This is a genomic window from Alsobacter soli (genome assembly GCF_003004785.1).
Taxonomy (GTDB): Bacteria; Pseudomonadota; Alphaproteobacteria; order Rhizobiales; family Beijerinckiaceae; genus Alsobacter; species Alsobacter soli.
In genome coordinates this window covers 53116-64389 of the sequence record NZ_PVZS01000027.1, presented here as the reverse complement: position 1 = coordinate 64389, position 11274 = coordinate 53116, and the positions used below count along the sequence as shown (strand labels likewise).

At 73.0% G+C, this 11274-nt stretch carries 5 protein-coding genes; all 5 read right to left on the bottom strand.

What is annotated here, in order from left to right; all coding sequences use genetic code 11:
- Positions 1 to 2859 (bottom strand): double-strand break repair helicase AddA (gene addA / locus SLNSH_RS19550; RefSeq protein ID WP_106339049.1); only part of this gene is annotated, 2859 nt, incomplete at its 3' end.
- A 2-nt stretch (positions 2860 to 2861) separates the two neighbouring features.
- A complete protein-coding gene (addB, locus tag SLNSH_RS19545) occupies positions 2862 to 6011 on the bottom strand; it encodes a double-strand break repair protein AddB (protein ID WP_106339046.1) in 3150 nt (1049 codons plus the stop codon).
- Positions 6012 to 6746 (bottom strand): nucleotidyltransferase family protein, encoded by a 735-nt coding sequence (locus SLNSH_RS19540; protein WP_106339042.1) that lies wholly within the window; start codon positions 6744 to 6746, stop codon positions 6012 to 6014.
- 120 nt (positions 6747 to 6866) lie between these two features.
- Positions 6867 to 8435: a tRNA (adenosine(37)-N6)-threonylcarbamoyltransferase complex ATPase subunit type 1 TsaE gene (gene tsaE / locus SLNSH_RS19535; RefSeq protein ID WP_106339038.1), complete on the bottom strand. Its 1569-nt coding sequence runs from the start codon at positions 8433 to 8435 to the stop codon at positions 6867 to 6869.
- 13 nt (positions 8436 to 8448) lie between these two features.
- Positions 8449 to 10968: a PAS-domain containing protein gene (locus SLNSH_RS19530; RefSeq protein WP_106339035.1), complete on the bottom strand. Its 2520-nt coding sequence runs from the start codon at positions 10966 to 10968 to the stop codon at positions 8449 to 8451.
- Positions 10969 to 11274 lie beyond the last annotated feature (306 nt).

Sequence of the window (11274 nt, the reverse complement as noted above, 5' to 3'; positions counted from 1 at the left end):
CTCCGGGCGGGCCGGCGTCGCCAGCCAGGCGGGCGCGACGGGCGCTTGCGCCGCCGCCTCCCTCCCGGCGGCGGCTGGCGGCGCGAAGGGGCGGCTCTGGCGGCGGAGCACGTCGCCGCGGCCGTCCTCGGCCGGGACCTGCGCCATGAACGGCTCCAGGCTGCGGCGGACCATGTCGTACCAGCAGTTCGGGGCGCGCTTCTGGGCGCCCTCGAAGCCGCAGATATAGAGCCGGTCCTTGGCGCGGGTCATCGCGACGTAGAGAAGGCGGTGGTACTCGTCCCGGGCCGCCTCGCGCGCCTCCTCGCGGCTGGCGCGGATCACGGCGGAGTCGTAGCCGCTGCTGGGCGACCACACCGGCAGGAGCTTGGCGTCGGGGCCGTCCTGCCAGGTCACGCGCAGGATGGGCGCGTCGTGGCGGCCGTTGGGGGCCGAGCAGGTGTCGGCCATGAAAACCACCGAGGCCTCGAGCCCCTTGGCGCCGTGCACGGTCATGACGCGGACCTCGTCCCGGCCCGCCTCCATGTCGCGCTTCACGGTGATGTCCGCGCTTTCCATGGCGTGGAGGAACAGCGCCAGTGAGGGCGTCTCGCGCTGCTCGTGCTCCAGGGCGAGGCGCAGGAACTCGTCGACCGCGTCGCCCGCCTCCGGGCCGAGCCGCGACAGCATGGCGCGGCGGCCCCCGCCCGGGCCCAGCACGGCGGCGTAGAAGCCGAACGGCCCCGTCGAGGCGGCCAGCGCCTTCCAGCGCGCGAGCTTCTCCTGGGCGGGCCGGAACGGCTCGCGCTCCGCAGCGGCGGCCAGGGCCCGCGACAGGCTGCCGGGGCGGTCGACGGCCAGTTCGTAAAGCTCCTCCTCGGACAGGCCGACGAGGGGGGATTTCAGCACCTCCGCCACCGTAAGGTCGTCCTGCGGGGTCAGGCAGGCGCGGCCCAGCGCCAGCAGGTCCATGACGGCGATGTGGCTTGTGAGCGCGAGCCGGTCGGCGCCGGCCACGGGCACGTTCGCGTCCTTGAGGGCGCGGATCACCGCCTCGAAGAAGGCGTTGCGGTTGCGCACCAGGATGAGGACCTCGCCCGGCCGGATGCGCTGGCCGCCGGCGTCGCCCACCGTCATCCAGCGCCGGATCTGGCGGGCGATGCGCTCGGCCAGGCGAACGCTGGGCGCGCGCTCGTCCGGGGCGTCCAGGGGCTTGGACCAGGCGTCCGGGTCCTGGGTGACGACCGGCGTCTCCACGTCCCAGATCTCGACCAGTCCCTGCGCCTCGGCGCGGGCGCTCTGGTGGACGGTCGCAACCGGATCGCCGCGGTTCAGGCCGGCATGGTGTTGCGCGTCGGCGAAGACGTCGTCGACGCTGCGCAGCACGTCGGGGGCGGAGCGGAAGGACAGCGTGAGCGGCCGCTCGCGCCAGGCCCAGCGCTCCGCGTCCTCGGCCTCCAGCCGGCCGATGCGCTCCGCGAAATAGCGCCGGGAGGTCTCGAACGCCTCCGGCGAGGCGCCCTGGAAGGAGAAGATCGACTGCTTGGGATCGCCCACGGCGAAGATCGTGCGCACGCGCTCGGTCAGGGCCGCGCCGGAGATGAAGTCCTCCGTCAGGGCGCGCAGGATGCTCCATTGCGGGTCGCTGGTGTCCTGGGCCTCGTCCACGAGCACGTGGTCGACGCCCTGGTCGAGCTTGTAGAGCACCCAGGCGGCGTCGCTGCGGCTGAACAGCGCCAGCGTCTTGCGGATCAGGTCGTCGAAGTCGAGCGCCCCGCGCTGGCTCTTCTGGCGCTGGTAGTGGGCGATCACGCCGTCGGCCAGCAGCAGCAGCGCCCGGGTGCGGGCCACCGCCTCGGCAGCCTTGCGACGGTCGAGCAGGGCGTGGACACGGCCGCGCTCGGCCTTGAGCCGGTCCGCGAGCGCCGGGTTCGCGGCGCAGAAGCCCTTGGTGAGGAAGGTGTCGGCCCGGGGCTCCAGCTTGTCGGTGAGAAACACCGACAGATAGCCGAAGAGGCGTTCCGCGCCGCTCGCCTCGGCGGCCCGCGCCAAGGCCTCGGCGTGCTTGGCCTCCGTGGACTTGCCGTCGATCCTGAAGCGCTCGCAAAGGGTGGGCCAGTCCGCCGGCCGGAAGCCGCCCTCCAGGATGCGGGTCTCGATGTCCCCGATGGTCTCGCCCGGCGCGAGGCCGAGGGCTTCGGCGAGCCTCTCGCAGAGGTCCTCGATGCCGGGGCGGCCGCGGCCGAACTGCGCCAGCACGGGCCCCAGCGACAGGGCCTCCGTCATCAGCCTGGCGAAGCCGTCCTCTCCCGCCACCTCGTTGACGAGGGCCAGCGCCTCGGCGAGCTGCCGGTCGCCGTCGCCCAGCGCGTGGGTGAGCACATGGGCGCGGGCGAGCGCCATCATCTCGGCCGCGGCCGCGTCGTCCAGCACCTCGAAGCGGGCGGCGACGTTCGCCTCGAATGGGAAGAGATGCAGCACGCGCTCGCAGAAGGCGTGGATGGTCTGGATCTTGAGGCCGCCGGGCGTTTCGACCGCGCGGGCGAAGAGCCGGCGGGCCAAGGCGAGGCGCGCGGGGCCAGGCGCTGCGCCGTCCAGCCTCTCGATCTCGCGAGAGAGCGCCGCGTCCTCCAGCGTCACCCACTGGGACAGGATGGAGAAGACGCGCGTCGCCATGTTGGCGGCGGCCGCCTTGGTGAACGTGAGCGCCAGGATCTTGCCGGGGCTCACGTCGTCCAGCAGCAGCCGGATGATCCGCTGCGACAGCACGTAGGTCTTGCCCGAGCCCGCATTGGCGGACACCCAGGCGGACGCCCGGGGATGGGACGCCTCCAGCTGGGCGAGGCGGGTCGATTCGGGGACGCGCAGGGTCTCGCTCACCGTCAGCCCTCCTCGCCCTCGGCGCCGGCCAGCGACCACTCCCGGACGCGCGCGAGGTGGTCATACGGCGCATAGCGCTTGGCGAACTTCGGATGCGGGCGGGACAGGAAGGCGCGCTCCCCGGCGCGATAGTCGGCGAGCAGCTTCTGCAGGTTCTCCAGGTGCTCCTCGGCGAGCTCGTCCACGTCGAAGGGCTGCTTCGGATCCGCGATGCTCCGCTCCTGCCCGGCCTCCGCCGCGCCGGAAAGCTTCACGTAGAGCAGTTCCTCGGTCCTCAGCCCCGCCGGCACGTTCTGGAACGCGCCGCGCTTGGCCATGGCGGCCTCCAGGGTGAGCTGCGGGCTGAAGCCGACCCGGACCTCCTTCACGCCAGGCATGGCGCCCGTCTTGAAATCCACGATGGCGAAGCCGCCGGCGCGGAGCAGCTCGATCCGGTCGGCCCGGCCGGTCAGCTCGAAGGTCGAGCCGTCGGCGAGCATCATGGCGAGCTTGCCGCCGATCTCGGCCTCCACGGCGAGGCCGCCGGCGCGGCGACGGCGCTCCCAGTCGCCCAGGTAGGCGGCCATGCGCTCGAAACGGGGCCACCAGAACGCCACCACGTCCGGGCGGTCGCGCAGCTCGGGCGTTTGCGCGAACTCCTCCCGCCCGTAGGCGAGCAGGACCGAGGCGACGTCGCCGGGCAACTCCTTCGGGAAGGCCTTGGCGAAGCGGCCGATCACCTCGTGGATCAGCACGCCCTTCACGGCGGCGCTCGGTTCGGCGGCGAGGTCGTCCAGGGGGTCGAGCCGCAGCACGTGCTTGGCGTAGATGGAGTAGGGGTCGCGCACCAGCGTCTCGATCTCGGTGACGCTGAGGCGCGTGGGCAGCTTGTCGGCTGGAGGCTTGGGGCGCGGGCGCCGGGCCGGGGCCACCGCTGCGGGCCGATCCAGCAGGCGCGCGAGCGCCAGGAGGCGCTCGCCGCGCTCCCGGCAGTCCTTCCAGACCTCCTTGCCGGCCACGGCCTGCATGCGCTGGAGCATGCGCGACTGGACGGTCGGGTCCCCTCCCCGCTTGAGCGCGCGGGTGAGGATCACGCGTCGGGCCCCCATGGCCTGCACGAAGTCGTGGGCGGTCTGGCCGATGCGCCGCTCGGGCGAGGGCAGCCCCAGTTCCTGCCGCATGGGCCGGTTGAGGAAGGCGTCGCTGCGCGCCTCCGGCGGCCAGGTCTTCTCGTCGAGGCCGCCCAGGACGACGAGGTCCGCCGTGAGCAGGCGCGCCTCCAGCAGGCCCCAGATGCGCAGGCGCGGGTGGCCGACGTCCGGGCGGCGCGCCACGCGCCCGCTCATCAGGCCGGAAAAGAAGGCCGGGTAATCGGAGAAGCGGCCCTCGATGCCGGAGACCGGGCGCTGGGTCGCCTCGTCGAAAAGGGCCAGGAGCTCCTCCCCGGCGGGGTCCGCGAAGGCGCCCCCGCCCTCCTCGGGCGCGGGCTGGCCGATCGCCTCCAGGGCCGCCTGGTGGGCGCCGACGAGGGCGACGAGGTCGACCGCGCCGCTCGCCGGCTGAAAGCCCGCGAAGGCCTGGCGGAGCGCAGCGACCACGTCGCGGGCGGCCTGCCAGTCGGCCGCATGAAGGCGCTTGCGGGCGCCCGGCATGCGCTTGCGCTTCTCCGCGTCGTTGTTGGCGATTTCGGCGCGCTCCATCGCGGCGGCAAGCGCCTCCAGGCCCCGGGGCAGCACGGGGCCGCGCAGCACGCCGATCTCCAGGGCCGAGCGGCCCCGCAGCACTGCGGTCCGCGGCAGGCCAAGGCGGCAGAGCGGGTGATCCAAGAGCGCCAGTAGGTGCGCAGCGGCGAAGTCCTCGGCGGCAGCTTCGGCCGTGAGCCGGGCCAGCACGCCCGGCCCGGTGCGGCCGAGCGGCTGGCCGGCCGAGTCGTCGAGCGGGATGTCCCAGCGCTTCAGTTCGGCGCAGACGCGCTCGGCCAATGTGCGGTCCGGCGTGATCAGGGCGGCCGTGGCCTGGGGGTCTTCCAGCGCGTGCCGCAGCGCGACCGCGATGGCCTGGGCCTCCTCGCGGTCGTCCGCAGCCTCCACCACGGCGATGCCGGCAAGGGCCTCCGCGGCCAGCCCAGAGGGCAGGCGGCCCGCCTCTGCGGCCCAGAGGTCCGTGGTCTCGGCCGGGCGAAGCGCCTCCGACAGGAAGCGCTCGCGCGCCTCCAGGGCCGGCGCGGGGCGGCCGAGCTCCCCCACGGCGGCGCGCGGGACGCGCAGTTCGCCGATGAGCCGCGACAGGAGGGCCTGGGGATGGCCAGGGTGGCCGGCGTCCGCGCCATCGGGCGGAATGCGCCGCCAGGAGGGCTCGTCGAGCCGCAGGTCGAGGCCGGGCAGCACAACGGCGCCGCGGGGCAGGCGCGCCACCGCGCCGATCAGCGCGGCGGTGGCCGGCATGGAGCCGGTGGAGCCGGCCACCACCATGGGCGCATCCGGCCGGTCGCGCAGCAGGCGCTCCGCCTCGGCGGTCAGCACCTGGTGACGGCGCAGCGCGGCGTCCATCACGCCATTCTGGCGGGCGTTCTCCGGCCAGGCCTCGGCCGCGATGGCGAGGAAGCGGCGGGTGATGTCCCAGTAGGGGTCGAAGCGGTCCGGGACGAGCTTGTGCACGTCCTCGAAGGTCTTGCCGTGAATGGACAGGGTGTCGATCAGCGAGCCCAGGTCCGCGGCCAACCCCAGGGCGTCGGCCGGGGAGGACGGCACCAGGAGCGGCTCGTTCTCGTCCAGCTTCAGGATGGCCCGGTCCACCTGCCTGGCCCAGGCCAGGACGAGGCGGGCCAGCTCCAGCCGGCGCTGGGTTTCCGGCGCCTCGGGCGGCAGGGCGGGATCGTCCAGGCCGCCCCGCAGCGCGTCGAAGAGCGCCGCCTCCTCGGCCGCGTCCACGTCGCCGAGCGGCATGAGCCGCGGCAGCAGGACGGCGCCGGCCCCCACCCGCTCGGCCAGGAGCGTCGCGAAGGCGCGCGCGGCGCGCCGGGTGGGCAGGAAGATGGTGGCTTCAGCAAGGGCCAGCGGGTCGCCGCGCTCCGGCCAGCCCGGGATGACGCGGCCTTCCAGCAGCGCGTCCGCGAGCGTCGCCAGGAAGGGCGCGCCCGGCGAGATGGTGTAGACGCGGGTCGGCGCCTCCATTCAGAGCGCGCTCTGCACCAGGCTGCGCTCAGCCTGCGCGATGGCGTCCGGCGTGCCCACGTGCAGCCAGAGCCCGTCGAGGCGCAGCCCGAACAGCCGCTCGCGCTCCATGGCGCGGTCGAACAGCAGGTTGAGCGAGAACGGCCCGTCCGGCGTGTCGGCGAACAGCGCCGGGCTGAGCAGCATGACGCCTGCGTACACGAATGGCGCGACGATGCGCTCGCGGCGGCGGCTCAAGCGGCCTTCCGGGTCCATCAGGAAGTCGCCCTTCCCGTCGTAGCCGGTCGACGTGGCAGTCGAGGCCACCAGCATCAGGATATCCATGCGGGCGGGGTCGAAGGCCTCCGCGAGCCGATCGAGATTGGAGCGGGGGCCGTCGATCCAGAAGGAGTCGGCGTTGAGCACGAAGAAGGGCTTGCGGCCCAGCTGGGGGAGCGCCTTCTTCACCCCGCCGCCGGAATCGAGCAGCAGGTCGCGCTCGTCCGACACGATCACCCTCGGCCTGGCGCGCTCCCGGAGGTGCGCCTCCATCTGGTCGGCGCGGTAGTGGACGTTCACCACCGCGGTCTTCACGCCAGCCTCGGCCAGCGGGTCGAGGATATGGTCGATCAGGGCGCGGCCGGCGACCTCGACGAGAGGCTTCGGGATCGAATCCGTGATCGGCCGCATGCGCGTGCCGAGGCCGGCGGCGAGCACCATGGCGTGGTCGGGCGTCGATGTGGTCTGGGCGGGCATGAAGGTCTGACTGGTCCCACGGTCGATGAGCGTCCGCGCGTCCCCTGCTCCCCGGACCGGCCCTGGCTGCGGGGCAGCCTCCGGGCGCGCCCGGAGGACAACCGCGGCCTCCTGACAACCCTAGACGAGAGGCGCCGAATCGCCGTTCGCGAAGAGCGTCGGCAGATTCGTCTCATACCAGCTCCTGAGGTCCGACAACACCGGATGGGACAGGTCGCGGCGGATATAGCGCTCGATGCGGGGCAGGTGCTTCAGGTATTGCGGCTTGCCGTCCCGGCGGTCCAGGCGGGCGAAGATGCCCAGGATCTTGGTGGCGCGCTGGGCGCCCAGTACGGCGTAGGCGTGGGCGAAGTCCCCCATGTCGAAGCTCGGGTCCGCGGCCTTGCGCAGGCGGGCGTAATGGCCGAGCAGCTTGATCTCGAGTTCTTCGGGGACATCGACGCGGGCGTCCTGCATCAGGGACACGCAGTCATAAGCCGGGTGGCCCATGACGGCGTCCTGGAAATCGAGGAGGCCGACCTGCTGGACGCCCTCCCGCTCCGGGAGCCAGATCAGATTGGGGGAATGGAAGTCGCGCAGGGTCCAGGTGGCCGGGGTCGCCACGATCGGCTCCAGGGCGGCGCGCCACAGGTTCACGAAAGAGCTGCGGACGGAGCCCGACACCTCCGAGCCGAGGATGTGCGGCACGTACCAGTCCAGCACCAGCTCGGCCTCGATCAGGTAGGCTTCGATGTCGTAGGGCGGGATGACGTGGTCGGCGTCGCCTTCCACTGGCAGCGTGTCCGGCAGGTCCATGCCGTGCAGGGTCGCCAGCACGGCGGAGGCCTCGGCGTAGCGGGCCGGCATGGGGCCGTTCTCGTCCACGACGGGCTCGGACCCGAGATCCTCCAGCAGGAGCAGGCCGGCGTCGAGGTCGCTGGCCAGGATGGCGGGCGCGCTGAAGCCGCGGGCGCGCAGGCCGTCGGCGAGCGCCACGAAGGGGTGCACGCTCTCGGCGAGGCGGGCGATGGCGCTATAGGGGCGGCCCATGCGCACGGGCGGGCCGTCCGGCCGGCGCGGCGCGATCATCAGGATGGCGGTCTGGTCGCCCAGGGACAGGCGCTCGTAGGCGCGGGTGGAGGCGTCGCCCTGCAGGTGCTCGCGCCTGGCCTGCGCCCAGCCCGAGTGGGCGAGGAGCTCGTGCGTGGCGCGGGCGCGCTCGATGCGGCCCGCCCAGGCGCCCACCCCGGTGAGCACGGCCACGCGCGCCGCGTCGCCGGCCCCGGGGTCCAGGCGCAGCGCCACGTCCAGGCGCTCGGCCGCGAGCAGGAAGGGCACGCGCTCGGGCCACTCCACGAGCACCAGCGAGTCCTCGGCCGCCTCCTCCCACCCGAGCTCCGCGAGCTCGTCCGCGCTCGCGATCCTGTACAGGTCCGCGTGCACGATGGCGAAGCGCGGGGCCGCGTACGCCTGCATGAGCGTGAACGTCGGGCTCGGGACCTCGAGGGCGGGCTCGCCCGTGAGCTCGCGCACGAGCGCGCGCGCGAACGTGGTCTTGCCCGCGCCCAGGTCGCCCGAGAGCGTGAGCAGGTCGCCCGGGCGCATGAGGGGCGCGAGCTCGCGCGCGAGGCGCGCGGTGGCGCGCTCGTCGGGCAGGCGCACGACCCAGCGCGATTCGGGCGCGGACGGGCGCGCAGGCTCATCGACCATGACGCAGGTCTCCTTACTCAGCCGCTGCGCGCGACGGCACGCCGTTCACGGGGAACACGCAGGTGACCACGGTTCCCCTGTCCTGCTTGGACGCGATGCTCACCTTGCCGCCGTGCAGCTCGACGAAGGATCGCACGATCGAGAGCCCGAGTCCGACTCCGCGATGGCGGGAGCCGCCGGAATGGCTCTCGAAGCGGTCGAAAACCTTGTCGATGAGCTCGGGCGGGATGCCCTGACCCTCGTCCCGGACGCGGAAGACGACGTCGTGGTCGGTGCGCTCGGCGCTGAGCGTCACCGTCTGGCCCTCGCGCGAGAAGCCCACGGCGTTGGACAGCAGGTTGAACAGGACCTGCCGGACCCGCTTGCCATCCGCCACCATGGCCCCGATGGAGGCGGGCACGTCGAGCACGAGGCGGTTCTTGTTCTCGGCGATGCGGTCCTGAACGCCGGCCACGGCGGCTTCGATCGTCTCGCGGATGTCCACGCGGCCGAGTTGCAGCGCCATCTCGCCCGTGTCGATGGTGGCGAGGTCCAGGATGTCGTCGATGATGGCCATGAGGGCCGCGGAGGAGCGCAGGATGTGACCCGCGTATTCCTTCTGGCGCTCGTTGAGCGGGCCGATCGCGCCCTCGGCGAGGAGCTGGGTGAAGCCGATCACGTTGGTGAGCGGCGAGCGCAGCTCGTAGGAGACGTGGTGGACGAAGCTCTCTCGCAGCTGCCCGGCCTTCTCCAGGGCCTCGTTGCGCTCCTTCAGGGCGCGCTCGACGTTCACGCTGGCGGTCACGTCCACGAAGGTGATCAGGGTCGCGCCGTCCGGCAGCGGGGCGGCGGCGCAGTCGAGCACGGAGCCGTCCCGGCGCTCCATGCGCATGGCCACGCCCTGCCGGCTGTCGCTGAGGCCCGCCACCGCCCCCCGGATGGCGTTCCAGTCGTCCTGCTCGGGATGCAGCTCGCGCGCGTGGGCGATCACGCTCTCGATGTGCGGGCGCTCCGCCAGGGCCGAGGGGGCGAGCCGCCACATGGAGGCGAAGGCCGGGTTGTGCAGCTTGAGGCGGCCATCGGTGCCGAACACCGCCACGCCTTCCTTGAGGGTGTCCAACGTCTCGCCCTGGACGCGCATGAGCGCGTTGAACTGGGTCTTGAGCTGGAAGCGCTCGGTGACGTCGTCGAACAGGTAGGTGACGCCGCCGTCCGGGTTCGGGTTCGTGACCACGCGCAAAGTGCGCCCGTCCGGCAGGTACCAGCTGCTCTCCTTGGGCTCGAGCGAGCGGTAGGCCTCCAGGACGCCCTTTTTCCAGCCGCGGTAGTCGGCCTGCTCCGGCAGGCGGCGCTCGCTGCGCAGGCGGTCGAGGATCTCGCCGTCCGTCGGGTGGGTGTCCAGGAAGGCGGCGCTGAGCTGCCAGAGGTCGCGGTAGGCCGCGTTGCAGAAGCGCAGGCGCTTGGCGCTGTCGAACACGGCCACCGCTGTGGGCAACTGGTCCAGCGTGACGGCGTGGTTCTCGTTGAGCCGGGCGAGCTCCAGGCGCAGCGCCTCGCGGTCCGACACGTCCGTCGCCATGCCGACGGAGCCGTCGCCCGTGGCGACGTCGAGCACGTGGTAGATGCGGCGCTGGCCGGCCGCCACCGCGGCGCACTGGCCGTCGAACATGGCGGATCGGGACCGGGCTCGCTGCACGTCCTCCCGGGCCGCCTTGTCCAGGAACTCGAGCCCCGCCGCCACTGCCGCGTCCGCGTCGGGGGCCTCGACCGCGCGGGCGTAGGCGGCGTTGACCCAGGTGAGCCGGCCCTCGAGGTCGCGGCGCCAGAGCGGCTGCGGGAGCGCATCCAGGATGGCGCGGAAACCCAGCAGGTCGGCGGTGGCGAGCTGGACCTGGTCGCGCAGGTGCAGCAGCTCCAGCCGGTCCCCGGAGATTTCGCGGATGCGCAGCACGGCGCGGCCCATCACGGGCCGGCCCTCCGCCTCCAGGATGCGGCCGCCTACGCTTCGGACCGTCATCTTGAAGCTCTCGCCGCGCTGCTTCAAGCGGTCGACGGCCTGCTCCACGGCCTGGGCCTGGGCGGGCGGCAGCCAGGAGCCGAAGCCCAGGACCCTGCGGGCCACCGGCATGTCGCCCACGATCGAGACATCGCCCTCGATATCGGGTTCGCCGGATCGTCCGCCCCAGGCGATCACGACCTGGGGCTCGGCGGCCAGCAGGATGTCAGCGCGGTCGCAACGGGCGCGCAGGTCGGCGTTCTCCGCCGCGAGCGCCGCCTCGCGCTCGCCCCACTTCCGCCGCTGGCCCAGGTGAATCAGCGCCGTCGTGGTGGCGAACATCACGAGGCCGGCGAAGACGGCCAGGCCAATGGCGCCGTGGGGATCCAGCCGCTGCGGCAGGATGCCGACCACATCGACAAGGGACGCTGCGGAAGCCTTGCGGGCGACGCCGGTGGCCAGCGCGGTGGAGGCGAGCAGGCTCAGCAGCCGGGCGCCGGCGCGCGTCTTCGACGGGCGGTCGCGACGAATCCCGTGCGTCTGCCGTCCATCGGCCATCCTCGCGCCTCTCATGTCGCGCCCGTGGGCCGAAAAGGCCGGCGCGCTGGCGCGCGTCGCCCCTCTCAGCCCTCGGGCTGCCCCACCACCCAGGCACGCGCCGCTCGCGCCCTGGTCGATCGATGTTGGACCGCCCCCGCAGTCCAGATTCGCGCCGCCTCCGCCGCAACGCGTGCGCCCGAATCACCGTCACCATATCTCCGTCTGGACTCCGCCCGGAAGGGTTAACCAGGGGTTGACGCCCAGTTTCGGGCGCCCCGAAACGAAACAACCCGACCGTGTTGCGGCCGGGTTGCAGTTTCGGAA